The organism is Pseudoduganella sp. jia 12 (assembly GCF_055502675.1).
Map to the genome: position 1 here is coordinate 322,925 of NZ_JBUXKP010000001.1, position 16,975 is coordinate 339,899.

The following is a 16,975-nucleotide window of genomic DNA, read 5'->3' on the forward strand; positions in this document are numbered from 1 at the left end:
ATCCCCTTCCTCCAAGCCTGCGCGGCCGGGCCAGCGTGTGCCGCCCACCGGCTGCGTGTCGCCTGACGAAGACATGGGAGGCCGGCGCAAGGGACTACCGATCGTGGCGATCCTCATGCGCCCATGGATCGGCGTGAAGTCTACTGACTGGCCGGGGACCGCCGCGGCGGCTTCGACGGCAGCAGCGGGTCGACCAGCTGCGCTGCCAGCGATGCCGCCAGCGGCGTATCCGTTCCTACTTCGGCAGGCCAGTGGCGCGGCAGGTAGTAGGTGCCGAACAGACGGTCCAGCACCGGAAGCGTGGAGGCGTAGTTGCGGTTGATGTGGTCGCGGCGGCTGTGGTGCCAGTGGTGGAAGGCCGGCGTCGTGACGAGCCATTCCACCGGCCCGAGGCGCCAGCGCACATTGGCGTGGATGAAGAACCCCCACAGCGTGCCGGTCACCAGCAGCAGCGCCGGTGCGCCGCTGCCGGCCACGCCGGGGCTGGCAAGCCCCAGCAGGTAAAGCGGCACGAGGCCGAACAGGCGGGTGACCACCATGTCGACCGGGTGCGAACGCGTGTTGGCGAGAAAGTGCATGTGTTCCGTGCCATGGTGCAGCGCGTGGAAGCGCCATAGCCAGGGCAATTCGTGGCTGAGCCTGTGCCCCCAATAGAATCCCGTTTCGGCAACGACGAAGGCCAGCGCGATGCGCGCAGCCACCGGCAGCTGGCCGACGGCGTCTGGCAGCGCGGCAGGCACCACGTGTTGCGCGGCGGCGGCGAGCAGCGCCATGGGCGCCGCCAGCAGAACGATCGGCACCAGGCTGCTGATCACGTAGTACGCCAGGTCGTGCAACCGCTCGCGGCGCGACCGTCCCGGCTGGTGCGCACCGAACCACCGCTCGAGCGGCACGAAGAGTGCCGTCAGCAGCGCCAGCCAGAGGAACAGGCGCAGCGCGGTGACGGCGAATTCATTCACCATTGCCATCGATCGAATGCGTGAAAGCGTGAAAGCGTGAAAGCCGTGGCAGGCTTATGCCGGCTTCCTTGCACGACGACGCGCGGCAAAGCCCACCAGGCCGATCCCGCCCAGCAGCATGGCCCACGTCGACGGTTCCGGCACGGCCGAGACCAGCGACACGCCGTCGAGCAGCAGGAAAGGCGGCGCGCCAGGCGCAGTGCCCTTGGCCAGGAACGTCAGGATCTGGCTGGCACCCGTGGCGGTGAACGTCATCGTCGCCGTCTTCCAGCCGCTGAAGCCACCGTTGTCGATCGACAGCGCCGTGCTGTCCTGCGTCGCGGCGCCGAATCCGACCTGCCAGTAATTGTCGGCGTTGGCGCCATCGAAGCCGACCTGCTGGGCCAGCGCGTAATCGAACGTCAGCGTGTAGGCGCTGCCGGTCGTCAGGCCGCCAACCGTCTGCGACAGCACGCCGGGCCAATACTGCGAATCCGATGCGAAGATGTTGCCGCGCTGATCCAGCGGGTCGTAGCCATTGTTCGTGCCTTTCAGCCAGATCGCCGAATCCCACGTGGGTGCGGTTTTCGCGTCGAGCACGAAGTTGTAGCCGCCATCGTTGCCGTTGCTGCTCGTCCAGTCGCTGATCGTGGTGCGCGTCGCTTCGCTGGTGATCGTGGCGGACAGCTGCTTGTTGGTGCCGTTGGTGGTTTTCTCGAAGTTACCGTTCGAGACGAGATTGGTGCTTGCGTGGGCAAGGCCGGTGCCCAGGGTGGCAACGGCGAACAGGGACAGCAGGACGGATTTGAGGCGCATGGGGCAGGCTCCAGTAACAACGGACAGTGGGGGAAAACTGCCGGCGATGTTTGGGCCGACGACGACCCGGCGGACTTTTTTCGTCGCATCGGGTGCAAGCTGCAGGTGCAAAGCTTATTATTTCTTTATATAAATAATAATTGCACTAGAAAATTATATCAGACTTCCGGTCGGTGCATGCACATGCCTTGCGCCCGCTCCCCCTCCCCCGTAGACCGGCCATGCACGCGATTTCCGATATGGGGTCGCGCCACCGGCGGGAAAGTGCACTATCATCCCGCAATGTCCAACTCGTCCATTCGGCCGCCCGCCCCGGCCGGATACGTATAAACGGTTTCCATGCTTCCGAAACGTTCCTCCAATTTCCTGCTGACGATCCTTTGCGGGATCGCGCTGCTGCATTTCGGCCGCGAAGTGCTGCAGCCGATCACGCTGGCCCTGGTGCTCAGCCTGGCGCTGGCGCCGCTGATCCGCTCCATCGTCGCGCTGGGCGTGCCGCGCACCACGGCCACCTTCGTCACGCTGGGCCTGTCGATCTCGGCGCTGGCCGGGGCGGGTGTCGTGCTGGTGGCCCAGCTGTTCGCGCTGACGACCGACCTGCCGCAATACCGGGCCGAGATCCGCGCCAAGCTGAAGGAAGTGCAGGTACTGACCGAGCGGCCACTGGCGCGGCTGCCGACGGAGCTGCTGGAGGGGGTGCCGGGTACGCCGCAGGCCAATTCGTCGCTGCGCGCCCGCCGCGGCACCACGCAGCCGGTGCCGGTGGTGATCCGCGAGTCCACGTCCACGCAGGATTCGCTGACGCGGGCCATCGGCGTCGTTTCCGGCCCGCTCGGCGCGGTGGGCCTCGTGCTGGTGCTGCTGGTGTTCATCCTCCTCGACCAGGAAAACCTGCGCGACCGGCTCGTTCGCCTGGCCGGGAACCGCGAAGTGAGCCGCACGCTGAAAGGGCTGGAAGACGCGGCGCAGGGCGTGTCCAGCTTCTTCTTCTCGCAGTTCGTCGTCAACATCGTGTTCGGCGCCGTCATCGGCGCGATCCTGTGGCTGCTGGGCATTCCCCATGCCGTGCTGTGGGCCGCGCTGTGTGCCGTGCTGCGCTTCGTGCCCTATATCGGCGCGCTGATCGCCGGCGGCGCGATCGCGCTGTTCGCCGCGGCCGTGGACCCGGGCTGGACGCTCGCCCTCGTGGCCCTCGGGCTGTTCGTCGCGCTCGAGGTAGTGCTGGCCTACGTGATCGAACCGCGCGTGTATGGCCACAGCTCGGGCATGTCGCCGCTGGCGGTGATCGTGTCGGCGCTGTTCTGGAGCGCCGTGTGGGGGCCGGTGGGCCTGCTGCTGGCCACGCCGCTCACGCTGTGCCTCGTGGTGGCCGGGCGTTACATCAAGGTGCTCGAGCCGGTCACGATCCTGCTGGCCGAGATGCCGGACGCCAGCGCGGCGCAGCGCTTCTACCTGCGCGCGCTGTCCGGCGATGCCGCCGCGATCATCGGCCATGCCCGCATCTTCCTGCGCAAGTCGACGCTGGCCCGCTACTGCGACCAGGTGATGCTGCCAGGCCTGGCGATGGCCATCGGCGACCTGCGCAGCGGGATGACGGACAACGCGCAGGAACAGCGCCTGCGCGCCACCATCGCGCTCGTGGCGGAAACGCTGGCCGCCGGCAGGGCGACGGGCCGGGCGCGCCGCCTGAACGTGTCGATGCTCAACGAGAGCGTGGGTGCGCACTTGCGGCACCTGCGCGAGGAACGGCTGGGACGCTGGCAAGGCTCGCTCGACGTGCCCGCGCGGTCGATCGTCCTGAGCGTGGGTTTTTCCAACATCCGCGAGGAATTCCGCACCGAGCTGCTGGTGCTGGCGCTGCGCGAAGGGGGCATCGATGCGCGCAGCATCATGCTGGACGCCGACGACGACGAAACGCGCCCGGATGCCGAGCACCTCGTGTCGACCGTGTTCGTCGTCTACCCGATCGATACGGCGTTCGTGGAATGGAGCGAAGCCGTGGCCGCGTTGCGCGAAAACCTGCCGGACGTGCCGCTGGTGACGATCCGGCCGCGCGAGGATGGCCAGGCGGCCGATGCGGCACAGGTGGCCGAACGGGTGGACATGGTGCTGCAATCGTTCGAGGAGGCGCTGGCGTTCGTGGCACCGGTGAAGGCCCCGAAGGCGGCGAAAACCGACGGGCGCTGAAAGTCGGCCATCGGAAGCCGGTCATCGGAAGCCTGCCGCAGGAAGCCGGTCACCGAAGGTCAGTCGGTGACCTTGCCCCGCAACGCCTTGATCTTACCGCTGCGCACCTTGGCATCGACGCGCCGCACCTGCGAGCCGCGCGTCGGTTTCGTGGCGCGGCGCACCACGGGAACGTGCGCCGCCGCGTCCACCAGCTCCTGCAGGCGACGCAGCGCGTCTTCCTTGTTCTGTTCCAGGCTGCGCGACGCCTGCGCCTTGATGACCAGCACGCCCTCCTGCGTGATGCGCGCGTCGCGCAGCGCCAGCAGGCGTTCCTTCACCCGCTCCGGCAGCGATGACGCGGCGATATCGAAGCGCGCATGCACGGCGCACGACACCTTGTTGACGTTCTGTCCGCCCGGCCCCTGGGCGCGGATGGCGGTGAACTCGACTTCGCCTGGTTGTATGACTGCCATGCTGCCCCTTGAACACTTTCTGGATCGGACGCCATGGTACCCGAACCGTGCGGTCGGCTGGCCGCATGAATGCGTGGTACACTGGCCTTGTTCCGTGTAACGTTATGTTTATGAGACGATTATTCGTCATCTTCCTTGCCCTGCTGTTCCCCCTGAATGTGCTCGCGCTGTCGATGTCGGTGTCGTTCATGCCTGCGTCGTCGCTACCCGCGTCTGCAATGACCACGTTGGCCATGCCGGGCACCGGCGCGACGGAACGCGCCGCCGTGGTATCGCTGTTCGACGCGGTCATGGCGTCGCCCGATATGGCCGGCGATGACATCGCCTACGACATCGATCCGGACGAACCGCCACCGCCGGCAGGCATGGATTTCCACGATACCGTGCATGGCGCCGAACGCGTGCCGGCTGCCATCCCGCCCGAGCGCTCGGCCACCCTGCCCGTGCCGCCCCGGCGCGGGCTCGATCCCCTGCCGCCGATAAAACCGCCTCCCAGCGCGTAGCCCCGCAGCGCCGCCCGGCTGCTCCCCTTTTCCGATCCCGGCCACGCCGTCGCCCGTTGCGACCGCGCGCCATCAACGATGTTGTCTTAACGAGGTTTTATCAAATGGAATGGCTTTTCGACCCGGCTATCTGGGCGGGCTTGCTGACGCTTGTCGTCCTGGAAATCGTCCTGGGCATCGACAACCTGATTTTCATCGCCATCCTGGCCGACAAGCTGCCGCCCCACCAGCGCGACAAGGCGCGGCTCATCGGCCTGTCGCTGGCGATGCTGATGCGGCTCGGCCTGCTGACGATCGTGTCGTGGCTCGTCACCCTGACCACGCCGCTGTTCTCGATCGGCCCGCAGGACTTTTCCGGGCGCGACCTGATCCTGCTGGCCGGCGGGGTCTTCCTGCTGTTCAAGGCCACGATCGAGCTGCATGAACGGCTCGAAGGGATCACGCACGTGCAAACCGGTTCCAAGGTGTACGCCGGGTTCGGCGCCGTGGTGGCGCAGATCGTGGTGCTCGATGCCGTGTTCTCGCTCGATGCGGTGATCACCGCCGTCGGCATGGTCGACAACCTGGCCGTGATGATGGCGGCCGTGGTCATCTCGATCGGCGTGATGATCCTGGCCTCGAAGCCGCTGACGCGCTTCGTGAACGCGCATCCGACCGTGGTGGTGCTGTGCCTGTCGTTCCTGCTGATGATCGGCCTGTCCCTGGTGGCCGAAGGCCTGGGCTTCCATATCCCGAAGGGCTACCTGTACGCCGCCATCGGCTTCTCGATCGTGATCGAGACGCTGAACCAGTTCGCGCGCCGTAACTTCCTGAAGAACGAGGCGCGCATGCCGTTCCGCGACCGCACCGCCGACACGGTGTTGCGCCTGATGGGCGGCCGCAAGCGCGCGGACGCCGCCTCGGACGACCAGGGCGACAAGCCCGCCGCGGAACGCGAAGCCTTCGCTGTCGAGGAGCGCAACATGGTCAGCGGCGTGCTGACACTGGGCGACCGTTCGGTGCGTTCGATCATGACGCCGCGCTCGGAGATATCGTGGGTGAACCTCGACGACGACGCCGCCACGATCCTGCGCCAGTTGCAGCAGACCCCGCACAGCCGGTTGCCGGTCAGCCGCGGCCAGCTCGACGAGGTGGCCGGCATCGCCCGCACGAAGGACCTGATCGGCGACCTGCTGCTGCGCGGACGGATCGACGATACGGCCGCCGGCAAGATGCGCGCCCCGATCGTGCTGCCCGATACGGCCGGCGTGCTGAAGGCGATGGAAACGCTGAAACGCGCGCACGGCCAGGTGGTGCTGGTGACGGACGAATACGGCGTGGTGCAGGGCCTGCTCACGCCCGTGGACATCCTGGAGGCGATCGCCGGCGAATTCCCCGACGAGGACGAGGAACTGGCCATCCAGGCGAAGGCGCCAGGCGAATGGGAAGTCGACGGTGCCGCGGACCTGCACCTGCTCGAACAAGTGCTGGAGACCTCGGCGCTCGTCAGCGAGGACGACGACTATGCGTCGCTGGCCGGCTTCCTGCTGGCCCGCTTCGAGGGCTTCCCTGAAACGGGCCAGGCGCTCGAGATCGACGGCCTGCGCTACGAGATCCTGGCGGCGGAGGAACGGCGCATCGTCAAGGTGTCGATCCGCCGGATCGACACCGCCGACACCGGGGAGGCCCTCGCATGACGAAGCATTCCGGTGGTCCGGCCCTCTCCGAGATCCTGCGCCAGCTCGCCGACGACGTCGCGCGCGAGCGCGTTTCGATCGGCGACCTGCTGACGGCACTGGCGGACCGGGCGCTGGCCGCCCTGCTGTTCGTGTTCGCCTGCCCCAACGTGCTGCCGACGCTGCCCGGCACGTCGGCGATCCTCGGTGCGCCGCTGGTGATCCTGGCGGCCCAGCTGGCGTTTGCCCGCAAACCCTGGCTGCCCGCGTTCATCGCCACACGGTCGATGGCGCGCAAGGATTTCCAGGCGCTGATCGCCCGCATCATCCCCTGGCTGCAGCGCGCCGAACGCATGCTGCGCCCGCGCGGCAGCGCCTGGGCGCTGCCGCCGATGGAATACCTCGTTGGCCTGATCTGCCTGCTGCTGGCGATCGTGGTGCTGCTGCCAATTCCACTAGGAAACATGCTGCCCGCGGCGGCCATCAGCATGTTGGCGCTGGGCATCCTCGAGCGCGATGGCCTGTGGATCGTGGCGGGCCTGGTAACCGCCGCGGTATCGGCTGTGCTGGTTTCCGGTGTTATTTTTGCTGCGATCAAGGCAATGTTGTTTATCATGATGAACTTTTGACATGACAGGATGAACATCGCATGACCGCAACATCGATCGGATGGCTCGAAGCCGCATTTCTGGGACTCATACAGGGCTTGACCGAATTCCTCCCGATTTCCTCCAGCGCGCACCTGCGCATCATTGGCCCGTTCTTGCCTTCCGGCATGGATCCCGGCGCCGCCTTCACCGCCATCGCGCAGATCGGCACCGAGCTCGCCGTGCTGCTTTACTTCCGCCACGACATCGCGCGCATCGCCACCGCCTGGCTGCGCGGCCTTACCGACCCCACGGTCCGCAAGGATCCGGACGTGCGCCTGGGGTGGCTGATCATCGTCGGGTCGATTCCCATCGCGGTCCTGGGCCTGCTGCTGCGGGACGCCATCGAAACCTACCTGCGCAACCTGTACCTGACGGCGACGATGCTGATCGCATTCGGCGTGCTGCTGGGCGCCGCCGACCGCGCCGGCAAGCAGCGACTGACCCTTGGCCAGATGACCTGGCGCGACGGCATTATCTTCGGCTTCGCGCAGGCGATGGCGCTGATCCCCGGCGTGTCGCGCTCCGGCGGCACGATCACCGCCGGCCTGCTGATGGGCTATACCCGCGAAGCGGCGGCGCGCTACTCGTTCCTGCTGGCGATTCCCGCCGTGATGGCATCCGGCGGCTACCAGCTGGTGAAGACCTGGGGCGTCGTCGGGCCGGTGGCACCCGGCCCCACGGCGCTGGCGACGGTGGTGGCGTTCTTCGTGGGCTACGGCGTCATCGTCGGCTTCCTGAAGATCGTCAGCAGCCGGGGCTTCATGCCGTTCGTGATCTACCGGATCGTGCTGGGCATCGTGCTGCTGGCATTGCTGGGCACGGGCCGGCTCGCCCCGATCTGACCGGCCGCATCTCCCGCAGACTGGGCTGGCCATTCGATGTCGCAAATGGCTACCGAGCCGCAGGGGGCGTAGCAGGGGTTTCGAGGAGCATGCTCCTCGCCTGCGTAGCGGTGATCCCTTGCAAGGGATCATTCCTTCCTGTCCCCGGTAAGTGTTGGCAGAGGCGCTTGCTGCTGACGTCCCGAGGGGACTGACCCCGGTTTTGAATCTTGCAAGCTTCAGTCATAGTACGGCGACTTCGGTCGCCGTTCGCATTTGGTGCAGCGTCCTTACGTTAACTTGATAATGCATTCTCATTATCGTATAGTACAGGCCTGCCACCCTCCGGAGTCCCACCTTGGTTTCCCTGCCACGCCGCCCCATCCCCTCCCGCCTGCCTGTCCAGGCCCTGCCACGCGCCGTGTTCATCGCCTGCGCCATCCAAGGCATCGCATGCGCAGAAGAGGAGCCACTGGACCTGCCCCAGGTCGTGGAGATCCGCGGCAGCAAGGAAGGCGAAAGCCGCACCGAACCTTCCGTCGCGGCGAGTGCGCTGCCAGGCACCGTCGACACGATCACGGCCGACGACATCGCCACGCTGGCCATCGGCCGCGACATCTCGAACGTGTTCCAGCGCATTCCCGGCGTGGTGGCCAACAATATCGACCAGGGCGACACGGGCAACGGTTTTCGCATGCGCGGTTTCGCCACGCAGGGCACGCACGGCGCCGACACCGCCATCACCATTGACGGGGTGCCTCAGAACATTCCCTCCAGCCAGGGCGGCGCCGGGCACGGCCCCGCCTTCCTGGAATGGATGACGGCGGACATGATCGACACCGTCGACGTGATCAAGGGCCCGGTGTCGGCGCTGTTCGGCGACCAGAACCGCGCCGGCGCCATCGCCATCGCCACGCGCGAAGGCGGCGCCGCCACGCCGTCGAGCGCGACGATCACGCTGGCCGGCTACGGCGGCAGGCGCGCTTCGCTGACGCTGTCCGGCGAATATGGCGCCGTGCGCTCGCTGCTGGTCGCGGACCGCTACCGCAGCAAGGGTTTCCGCCACGGCGTAAGCAACGATCGCACGAACCTGTTCTGGAAGCTGTCGACGACGCTCGACGACGGCCTCTACAGCCTGCGCGCGAGCTATTACCGGTCGGACTACGCGGGCGCCGGCTACCTGTCGTTGCCGGCGCTGGAAGCGGGGCTCGACCCGCATGCCACGCAATTCGGCCTGCCCGGCTTTGGCGACGCCCACCGCAAGACGCTCGTGTTCAACCGCCAGCCGACGGGCGCGGGCGGCTGGTTCGCCACCGTCTATGCAGAGGATTTCCAGCGCGGCCGCGCGATCGCCAACAGCGCCACGCTGCACACGTTCGGCTACGACGACCGCACGATCTACGGCGGCCGGGCCGGCAATACGTGGACCTTCGGCGACACGGCCGTGCTGACGGCCGGCGCCGAGACGCGCACCGACAAGGGCGACGCGCTGCGCCGCCATTACCGGGACCGCCAGCCCACCGCGAACTATGTCAACAACCAGGATCTCGACCTGCTCACCTACGGTGCGTTCGCCCAGGGCCAGTACCGCGTGATGCCCGCGCTGAAGCTGCACGCGGGCGCCCGCTACGACCGGTTCGACTACGACATCGTCAACCGCAAGCTGCCGGCCGCGTCGACCGCTTACCGCGGCGCCGCCTTCACGCCGAAGTACGGCGCGACGTGGAGCGCGCTGCCCTGGCTCGACGTGTTCGCCAACGTGGCGCAGGGCTTCCGCTCGCCCGCCGCGGAGCAGATCAGCGCCAGCGGCAGCCTTGGCCCGCTGGGCGCGCCGGGCGGCCGGATCAATGCCGGCATCGACCCGAGCAAAGTGCGCTCGCGCGACATCGGCATCGGCGCCCGCCCCGCCACCGGATGGAACGCGGGGGCCGCCATGTACGACATCCGCAACGACGACGAGATCGTCAACACCGCGCCGGACGTGTTCCTGCCTTCCGGCCAGACCACGCGCCGCGGCTACGAGTTGGACGTAAACTGGCAGCCGGGCCGCGCGCTCGGTGCCTACCTGAGCTACGGCCGCATCCTGCGCGCCCGTATCGACAACCCGGCGCCCGGCGCGGGCGCGCTGCTGTCCGTGCCCGCGCACACGTGGAAGGCCGGCGCCCAGTACCGCGGCGCGCTCGGCCCCGGCAGGCTCACGCTCAATGGCGACGTGTATGTAACGGCCCGCAATCCCTACTACACCGGCACGCCCTCCGTACAGCGCGACATGCCGACCTTTGTGCGCTACACCTTCAAGTCCGGCTACGACGTGGGGAAAGTGCAGGCCTCGCTGTCGCTGGTGGTGCAGCCGCACGAATTTGCCAGCGACATCGCTTACGGCACCGCCGCCGGCCTGCTCGTATCGACCGTGCCGCGCACGCAGGTCGAAGGTTCGCTGCGCTACTTCTTCTGAAAGGAATCACCATGAACAGACTGACCGGCGCGGCCGATGCCGCCGGCATCTTCGCCGCCGTCCTGTGCATGATCCACTGCCTGGCCATGCCGCTGCTGCTGGCCGTGCTGCCTGCCATGAGCTGGACCGAGGATGACCACCTGCACGAGGTGCTGCTCGGCTTTGCGCTGTTGGCCGCGGTCGTCTCGCTGGGGCCGGGCTACCTGGCGCACCGGCGCCCCGCCGTGCCGCTGCTGGGTGGCGCGGGCCTGGCCTGCCTGGCCATTGCCATGTTCGTCGTCGAACCGCGCTACGGGCACGGCGCCGAGGCGGCGGTGAGCGTGGCCGGCGCCCTGCTGCTGTTCGGTGCCCATGTGCGCAACCGCGTTTGCTGCCGGCGCTGCGTGGACGTGCGCATCTTCTCACGCAAATGATTGAAACGCTTCCCGCGGGCGGATGACAATGGCGTGGCCGGCCACCTGATTGGCCACCTGATTGCCACGCTACGTCTACCATCAACGGGAACTCCATGCATTCCATCACCGCGGCGGGACTGGCCGCCCTGGGCCTGGCCCTGGCCACCTCCACGCACGCCGATCCGTCGATACCCGACGGCCAGCGCATCTTCCAGAACAACTGCGCGATCTGCCATACGGCGACCCCGGACATGGCGGCGCTGGCCGGCCCGCCGCTGTTCAACACGATCGGCCGCAAGGTGGCCGGCGTGCCCGGTTTCGGCTATTCGGAGGCGCTGGCCGCCATCGGCGCGAAGGGCAAGCGCTGGACGGCGCGGGAGCTGGACCTGTTCCTGAAGGACCCGGGAGCCTATGCACCGGGAACGACGATGCCGGTTGCCGTGCCGGATGCCGGGGAACGGGCCGCCTTCGTCGCCTGGCTTGCCACGGCAAAAGGAAAGGAATCGGCGGCTGCGCCGGCGCAGGCCACGGCCCGGGACGGCGAGGAACACTGGAGCGACGACAAGCCGGGCCGCATCCATGCAGTGCGCATGGCGGACCTGCCGCCGCCGTTCGCCAGCGCCAGCGCCGGCAACAACCCGCGCACCGTGCCGCGGCCGCAGGGCGTGCTGCCCGCCGTACCGGACAACTTCAAGGTGAACCTGTGGGCGACGGACCCGGACCGCGGCCGCGTGATGGCGAAGGCTCCGAACGGCGATATCTTCATCTCTTCCACGACGAAGCGGCTGATCAAGGTATTCCGTTCGTCGACGGGAGAGAAAGCCGACCGGGTCAGCGTATTCGCGGCAAAGCTCGACCGGCCGTTCGGCTTTGCGTTCTGGCCCGCCGGCCCGGATCCCCGATACCTGTACGTGGCGAACGTGAATTCGATCGTGCGCTTCCCGTACAGGAACGGCGACCTGGTGGCTACCGCGGAACCTGAAACCGTGGTGCCGAGGCTGACGGCCGAAACGGGCAGCCACTCGTCGCGCACGCTGGTGTTTTCCGCGGACGGCAAGACGATGTTCCTGTCGATCGGCTCCGCCTCGAACGTGGCCGAGGAGATCGGCCCGAGACCACCGGAACCCCTTGCCCAATGGGAGAAGAAGCACGGCCTGGGTGCCCCATGGGGTTCCGAGTTCGACCGCGCGCTCGTGCTGGCATTCGACCCGGACGGCAAGAACCGGCGCACCTTCGCCACGGGCCTGCGCAACTGCGTGGGCATGTACCTGTACCCGCGCACGGGCGACCTGCTGTGCAGCGTGAACGAACGCGACCTCCTGGGCGACAACCTGCCCCCGGATTACCTGACGCGCGTGAAGGCCGGTGCCCATTACGGCTGGCCGTGGTACTACATCGGCAACCACGAGGAACCGCGGCTGAAGGGCCACCGGCCGGACCTGCAAGGCAAGGTGACGGCGCCGGACCTGCTGCTGACCGCGCACTCGGCACCGCTCGGGATGATCATGTACGGCGCACCGGCCGGCGCGAAGGCGCGCTTCCCGGCCGAGTACGAAGGAGACCTGTTCCTGGCGCTGCATGGGTCATGGAACCGGGCCACGCGCACCGGCTCGAAGGTGGTGCGCGTGTTCATGAAGGATGGCGTGCCGACGGGGAAATACCAGGACTTCATGACCGGCTTCGTCGTCAGCGACAAGGAGGTGTGGGGGCGGCCCTCCTCGGTGGTGGTGCAGGACGATGGCTCGCTGCTGGTGGACGACGACGTGACGGGCGAGATCTGGCGCGTGGTGCCGAAATAGTGCCATTGCGGCCATTGCCGGTATTTCCACGTTCCGGCAACGTCCTGCAAGAAACAAAAAAACGAGCGAAAATAAGGGCTTAGGAAATTTTCCGGTATCTTCGCCATGTCTCTTTCTGCAACTGCAACCCTTCCCCGCCGCGCTGCCGTCAATCCGAAGCCGCTCGGCGCAGCCCTCTTTTTGATCGTGCTCGGCGCGTGGTTCCTGGCCCGGGCGGTGGGTCCGGCCCAGGCCGCGCTGTATGTCGTCGGCGCGCTGCTCGGCGTGTCGCTGTACCACGCGGCGTTCGGCTTCACGTCCGCCTGGCGCGTATTCATCGCCGATGGCCGCGGTGCCGGCCTGCGCGCGCAGATGCTGATGCTTGCCATCGGCGTGGCGCTGTTCTTCCCTGCCCTCGCCGCGGGAACCCTGTTCGGCAATCCCGTGACGGGCCTCGTGTCGCCGGCCGGCACGTCGGTGATCGTGGGCGCGTTCATTTTCGGCATCGGCATGCAGCTGGGCGGTGGCTGTGCTTCCGGCACGCTGTACACGGTGGGCGGCGGCAGCACGCGGATGATCGTCACGCTCGCCGCCTTCGTCGCCGGCTCGGTGATCGGCACGGCGCACATGCCGTTCTGGACGTCGATGCCCCAGCTCGCGCCGATCTCCGCCGTCAAGGCGCTGGGCCTGGCGCCCGCGCTGGCGCTGAACTGGATCGTCTTCGCGGCCATCGCGGCCATCACCGTCGTGGTTGAAAAGCGCCGGCATGGCAAGCTCGTTGCTGCGCACACCCAGCCGGCGCACGCGTCGCCGTGGCTGCACGGCCCGTGGCCGCTGGTGGCCGGTGCCATCGCGCTGGTGGTGCTCAATTTCGCCACGCTGGCCCTGTCCGGCCGGCCGTGGGGCGTGACGTCCGCCTTTGCGCTGTGGGGCGCCAAGGGTGCCGCGCTGCTCGGCGTGGACGTCGGCAGCTGGACCTACTGGTCCACCGGCAAGAACGCCGCCGCGCTTGCAGCACCGGTTTGGCAGGACGTGACGTCCGTGATGGACATCGGCATCGTGCTCGGTGCGATGCTGGCCGCCGCGCTGGCCGGCCGTTACGCGCCGGTATGGCGCATCCCGCTGCGCTCGCTGGTCGCGGCCATCGTCGGCGGCCTGCTGCTCGGCTACGGCGCGCGGCTGGCCTACGGCTGCAATATCGGCGCGTACTTCAGCGGCATCGTCTCGGGCAGCCTGCACGGCTGGCTGTGGCTCGTGGTGGCATTCGCCGGCAACGTCGTCGGTACGCGACTGCGCCCGCTGTTCGGGCTCGAAGTGGAGCGGGCCAAGCCGACGGCTTGCTGACGCGATTGCATCAGCAGCCTGAAAACCGGTGACAGACACCAATGCCGCTTGGTTAGCAGCGGATGAAGTGGAAAGAGCGGTCGAGTCTCAGGGGTCTGTCCCCGCCAGTTGTTGCCGCGGTCGCGGTTGCTGGCGCAGACCGAGGGGACTGACCCCGGTTTTTGCCTGCATATCGAAACCGGTGTCTGTCACCGGTATTCTTGCAACATTCCCAGTTGCGCTAACGAAACGCCAACGGTTGACGGCACCCGGTTTGCCGATGCGAATGATTCGCATTACAATGCGATGCTTATCATCAACCGCCAAACCGACCCCATGAAGAAACTGCTGCTTTCCCTCGCCATCCTGGCCGCCCCGGCCGCCCAGGCCCACCATGTCTGGCTGGAGCAGGATGGCAAGACCGTCAAGCTGCAGTTCGGCGAATTCGGCCTGAACCAGCGCGAAACCACGCCCGGCCTGCTGGACAAGTTCGTTGCCCCGACTGCCACGCTGATCGGCGCCTCCGGCGAACGTGCGCTCACGGCCGACAAGACCGCGAAGGGCTTCGTGATGTCGGCCGCGCCGGCTGCCGGCGAATCGGTCGTGGCCGAGGAAGCCAACTACCCTTCCTGGGAAACGAACAAGGACGGCCAGGTCAGCACGCACGTGTGGATCCCGGCCGCGCGCCTGGTCACGAGCTTCGCCGCCCAGCAGCCGAAACTGGCGCTGGACATCGTCCCCACGGGCAAGGCCGGCCAGTTCAAGGTGTTCTATAAAGGGCAGCCGCTGCCGAAGGTGGCCGTGGCCGCCACCGTGCCGAGCGGCTGGGCGAAGGAAGCGACGACCGACGAGCAGGGCGCGGTGCAGTTCGACCTGCCGTGGCGCGGCATGTATGTGCTGGAGACGAAGCACACGGACAAGGCCGGTGGCGAGCGGGCCGGCAAGGCCTATGCCTCGGCCAGCTATGTCACGTCGCTGACGGTCAACCAGCCGAAGGGTATCGCCGCGCTGCCGGCCGGGCCCGTGATGGCACCGGAAGCGGCGCACTGATACCGCTTTCACCACGCCTGGCGGCCGCAGCGCGGCAGCGCATCGCTCACGTCCAGCGCATCGCTCAAGATTGCATACCGGTAATTCGCACTTTTCCATTCCCTGTGTAGCCGCGCGTACAGTACGTGCGCGCAGCCGCTGCCAACATGGCGGTTTCGACCTGGCAGGCCATGGCATGACGAACACTGATCGGGGAGCCTGTGGGCGGCAATGCGCCGCGCCGCGGGTCAGGCATGGATGAATACAAGGATGGACGGGCAAGCGACGGGCCGAGCGTGATCGTGCCGCCCGTCGTGGCTGCGCTTTGCGCATTGATCGGCGCGGCGAACCTGGCGGGCTGGATCGGCGGCGCGCAGTTCCTCGTTTCGGTCGCGCCCGGCCTGCCGTCGATGGTTCCCGTCACCACGATACTTGCGCTGCTGGCCGCCGCGGGTCTATGGGTGCACTGGCGCTGGCCGGGGCGCACTGGCCTGGGCAGGGCCTTTCCTGCGCTGGCAATCGCGCTTTGCTCGGCCATCGGCATCTGCTACCTGGCCGGGGCCGCGCCGGAGCCTTTCAGGCTCGCGCAAAGCGGCCGCGAATTCCCCGCCAGCCTGCCTTCGCCGCTCACTGCCTTCATGTTCTTCCTGCTGGGCAGCGCGCTGCTGCTGTCGGCGGCCGGCACACGGATCATGGTGGCACAGGGCACCGCACTGGCGGTGTGCATGCTGGCGGTGCTGAACCTCGGCGGCTACCTGTTCCGCGATACCGTGCTGTACCAGTTCCTGCCGGGCCGCGGCACGTCGATCCTGACCACGGTCCAGGCAATCCTGCTCGCGCTGGGTATCCTGTTCGCCCATCCGCGCCGCGGGATGATGGCGGCGGTGACGGGCGACCTGCCTGGCGCCGCCGTCTCGCGCCGCCTGCTCATTTCCGCGTTCGTGGTTCCGATCGCGGCGGGCACGATAGCGGTGATCGCGGCGCACCATGGTTTGCATGACTCGGGAACCACGCTGCCATTGTTCGTGTGGACGATGATCGTGCTGTTCCTGCTCATTACGTGGCGCTTCGCGCTGCGGCTCTCGTCCGCCGACGTGGCCCGCTTCAATGCCGAGCGCGAATTGCAGGGCGCCCTGCGCGACCTGCGCGCCGAGCAGGACAGGAAGGATCGTTTCCTGGCGACGCTCGCCCACGAGTTGCGCAATCCCCTCGCCCCCATCACCGCCGCGGCCGAGGTACTGCGCCAGGGCGGTGGGCAAAGAATGGAAGACCGGCAGCGCATCGGCGGCATCGTCGCGGCGCAGGCAGGCAATCTCGTCCACCTCGTCAACGACCTGCTGGACATCGAGCGCCTGAGCAGCGGCCGCATCGCACTGGACAGGCATGTGCTCGACCTGCGAACGCAGGTCGCGGGCGCGCTGGAACAGGCGAGGCCGCTGATCGCACGCAAGGAACATACATGCCGGGTCGACCTGCCGCCGGAGCCTGTCCACGTCTGCGGCGATGCCAAACGGCTGGTGCAGATCCTGTCGAACCTGCTGAACAATTCGGCCAAGTACACGCCCGCGGGCGGGTCCATCACCGTGCGCCTGGCTACTCGCGACGAATTCGCCGTCGTGACGGTGGAGGACAATGGCATCGGCATCGCCGGCGACATGCTGGCGCACGTATTCGACCCGTACTCGCAAGCCGCGCTGACGCCCGACCGGACCGAAGGCGGCCTCGGTATCGGCCTGTCGCTGGTCAGGCGGCTGACGGAATTGCATGGCGGCAGCGCCACGGCGGCCAGCCCGGGTGCCGGCAAGGGCAGCACTTTCACCGTTGCGTTGCCGCTGATGCCGCCATCGCCATTGCACGCCACCCACACGTACAGTTCCTTACAGACCGACGACAACCGGTGACACAGCGCACCGCGCAACGGGTGCACTATCGCCTTTGATCTCGCGTGGCGAAGTCACGCGAGAATCGCC

Annotated in this window: 14 protein-coding genes; 11 read left to right on the top strand and 3 right to left on the bottom strand. The window is 67.5% G+C overall.

The features are described from left to right. Positions 1 to 140: 140 nt before the first annotated feature. Together ACY65G_RS01225 and ACY65G_RS01230 are read right to left on the bottom strand one after the other, a co-directional pair. A complete protein-coding gene (locus ACY65G_RS01225) occupies positions 141 to 962 on the bottom strand; it encodes a sterol desaturase family protein (protein ID WP_464995560.1) in 822 nt (273 codons plus the stop codon). A 51-nt stretch (positions 963 to 1,013) separates the two neighbouring features. Beyond that, on the bottom strand, positions 1,014 to 1,754 hold the full coding sequence (locus ACY65G_RS01230) for an FxDxF family PEP-CTERM protein (RefSeq protein WP_464995561.1): 741 nt from the start codon (positions 1,752 to 1,754) through the stop codon (positions 1,014 to 1,016). A gap of 339 nt (positions 1,755 to 2,093) precedes the next feature. Here ACY65G_RS01230 and ACY65G_RS01235 point away from each other — a divergent pair, with 339 nt between their 5' ends. Continuing rightward, a complete protein-coding gene (locus ACY65G_RS01235) occupies positions 2,094 to 3,941 on the top strand; it encodes an AI-2E family transporter (RefSeq protein ID WP_464995562.1) in 1,848 nt (615 codons plus the stop codon). A 59-nt stretch (positions 3,942 to 4,000) separates the two neighbouring features. Here the strand turns inward: ACY65G_RS01235 and arfB are convergent, their stop codons facing one another. Continuing rightward, entirely contained in the window at positions 4,001 to 4,396 is a 396-nt protein-coding gene (gene arfB, locus ACY65G_RS01240; RefSeq protein ID WP_464995563.1) for an alternative ribosome rescue aminoacyl-tRNA hydrolase ArfB, read from the bottom strand. A gap of 110 nt (positions 4,397 to 4,506) precedes the next feature. On the opposite strand from arfB, the gene ACY65G_RS01245 reads away from it, so the two are divergent. From ACY65G_RS01245 to ACY65G_RS01290, 10 genes are all read left to right on the top strand, one after another. Next, positions 4,507 to 4,899, top strand: coding sequence for a hypothetical protein (locus ACY65G_RS01245; protein WP_464995564.1), 393 nt, complete (start codon positions 4,507 to 4,509; stop codon positions 4,897 to 4,899). Positions 4,900 to 5,003: 104 nt separating this feature from the next. Then, positions 5,004 to 6,575, top strand: a complete 1,572-nt coding sequence (locus tag ACY65G_RS01250; RefSeq protein WP_464995565.1) for a TerC family protein — start codon at positions 5,004 to 5,006, stop codon at positions 6,573 to 6,575. After that, positions 6,572 to 7,183, top strand: coding sequence for an exopolysaccharide biosynthesis protein (locus ACY65G_RS01255; RefSeq protein WP_464995566.1), 612 nt, complete (start codon positions 6,572 to 6,574; stop codon positions 7,181 to 7,183). Before ACY65G_RS01250 ends, ACY65G_RS01255 begins: the two co-directional genes overlap by 4 nt. A 20-nt stretch (positions 7,184 to 7,203) precedes the next feature. Then, positions 7,204 to 8,046: an undecaprenyl-diphosphate phosphatase gene (locus tag ACY65G_RS01260; RefSeq protein WP_464995567.1), complete on the top strand. Its 843-nt coding sequence runs from the start codon at positions 7,204 to 7,206 to the stop codon at positions 8,044 to 8,046. A gap of 337 nt (positions 8,047 to 8,383) precedes the next feature. Continuing rightward, on the top strand, positions 8,384 to 10,480 hold the full coding sequence (locus tag ACY65G_RS01265; RefSeq protein ID WP_464995568.1) for a TonB-dependent receptor: 2,097 nt from the start codon (positions 8,384 to 8,386) through the stop codon (positions 10,478 to 10,480). 11 nt (positions 10,481 to 10,491) lie between these two features. Then, the gene (locus ACY65G_RS01270) at positions 10,492 to 10,893 is read left to right on the top strand and encodes a MerC domain-containing protein (protein ID WP_464995569.1); all 402 of its coding nucleotides are present in this window, start codon (positions 10,492 to 10,494) and stop codon (positions 10,891 to 10,893) included. A 95-nt stretch (positions 10,894 to 10,988) separates the two neighbouring features. After that, positions 10,989 to 12,674: a PQQ-dependent sugar dehydrogenase gene (locus ACY65G_RS01275; protein ID WP_464995570.1), complete on the top strand. Its 1,686-nt coding sequence runs from the start codon at positions 10,989 to 10,991 to the stop codon at positions 12,672 to 12,674. 105 nt (positions 12,675 to 12,779) lie between these two features. Then, on the top strand, positions 12,780 to 13,997 hold the full coding sequence (locus ACY65G_RS01280) for a YeeE/YedE family protein (protein ID WP_464995571.1): 1,218 nt from the start codon (positions 12,780 to 12,782) through the stop codon (positions 13,995 to 13,997). Between the two features lie 315 nt (positions 13,998 to 14,312). After that, the gene (locus ACY65G_RS01285; protein WP_464995572.1) at positions 14,313 to 15,026 is read left to right on the top strand and encodes a DUF4198 domain-containing protein; all 714 of its coding nucleotides are present in this window, start codon (positions 14,313 to 14,315) and stop codon (positions 15,024 to 15,026) included. Positions 15,027 to 15,259: 233 nt separating this feature from the next. Continuing rightward, positions 15,260 to 16,906, top strand: a complete 1,647-nt coding sequence (locus ACY65G_RS01290; protein WP_464995573.1) for a sensor histidine kinase — start codon at positions 15,260 to 15,262, stop codon at positions 16,904 to 16,906. Positions 16,907 to 16,975 lie beyond the last annotated feature (69 nt).

Bases quoted from the DNA above. Each gene is read 5' to 3' on its own strand.
- ACY65G_RS01225 (WP_464995560.1), bottom strand. From the start codon at position 962: ATGGTGAATGAATTCGCCGTCACCGCGCTGCGCCTGTTCCTCTGGCTG.
- ACY65G_RS01230 (WP_464995561.1), bottom strand. From the start codon at position 1,754: ATGCGCCTCAAATCCGTCCTGCTGTCCCTGTTCGCCGTTGCCACCCTG.
- ACY65G_RS01235 (WP_464995562.1), top strand. From the start codon at position 2,094: ATGCTTCCGAAACGTTCCTCCAATTTCCTGCTGACGATCCTTTGCGGG.
- arfB (WP_464995563.1), bottom strand. From the start codon at position 4,396: ATGGCAGTCATACAACCAGGCGAAGTCGAGTTCACCGCCATCCGCGCC.
- ACY65G_RS01245 (WP_464995564.1), top strand. From the start codon at position 4,507: ATGAGACGATTATTCGTCATCTTCCTTGCCCTGCTGTTCCCCCTGAAT.
- ACY65G_RS01250 (WP_464995565.1), top strand. From the start codon at position 5,004: ATGGAATGGCTTTTCGACCCGGCTATCTGGGCGGGCTTGCTGACGCTT.
- ACY65G_RS01255 (WP_464995566.1), top strand. From the start codon at position 6,572: ATGACGAAGCATTCCGGTGGTCCGGCCCTCTCCGAGATCCTGCGCCAG.
- ACY65G_RS01260 (WP_464995567.1), top strand. From the start codon at position 7,204: ATGACCGCAACATCGATCGGATGGCTCGAAGCCGCATTTCTGGGACTC.
- ACY65G_RS01270 (WP_464995569.1), top strand. From the start codon at position 10,492: ATGAACAGACTGACCGGCGCGGCCGATGCCGCCGGCATCTTCGCCGCC.
- ACY65G_RS01275 (WP_464995570.1), top strand. From the start codon at position 10,989: ATGCATTCCATCACCGCGGCGGGACTGGCCGCCCTGGGCCTGGCCCTG.
- ACY65G_RS01280 (WP_464995571.1), top strand. From the start codon at position 12,780: ATGTCTCTTTCTGCAACTGCAACCCTTCCCCGCCGCGCTGCCGTCAAT.
- ACY65G_RS01285 (WP_464995572.1), top strand. From the start codon at position 14,313: ATGAAGAAACTGCTGCTTTCCCTCGCCATCCTGGCCGCCCCGGCCGCC.
- ACY65G_RS01290 (WP_464995573.1), top strand. From the start codon at position 15,260: ATGGATGAATACAAGGATGGACGGGCAAGCGACGGGCCGAGCGTGATC.